The organism is Pseudomonas sp. HY2-MNA-CIBAN-0224 (assembly GCF_040310285.1).
Classification (GTDB): Bacteria; Pseudomonadota; Gammaproteobacteria; order Pseudomonadales; family Pseudomonadaceae; genus Aquipseudomonas; species Aquipseudomonas helleri.
On the sequence record NZ_JBEOPQ010000423.1, the window covers coordinates 1 to 280 of the forward strand.

General features: G+C 44.6%; 1 protein-coding gene. It reads left to right on the forward strand.

What is annotated here, in order from left to right; translation table 11 throughout:
- A partial coding sequence (locus AAEZ03_RS27015) for a hypothetical protein (RefSeq protein ID WP_350582888.1) occupies window positions 1–280 on the forward strand: 280 nt, incomplete at both ends.

Consider the following 280-nt stretch of genomic DNA (forward strand, 5'->3'; position numbering starts at 1 on the left):
TTCTAGATCTCCAAGATCAACGTTTGGCATCACATATTGTGGTATTTCATCAACGTTTTTCAACCAATACGCTACCACGCTGGCCATTGGCACAGCCGTTTCGCTATCTTGCGCACAATGGCGAATTAAACACCATTACCGGTAACCGTAACTGGTCTGAGGCACGCACACCAAAATTAAAATCTGCCAAATTACCCAATCTGAATGAGCTAACACCGCTGGTTAATAGCACGGGCTCTGATTCGTCAAGCTTAGACAACATGCTTGAAGTGCTTATGTC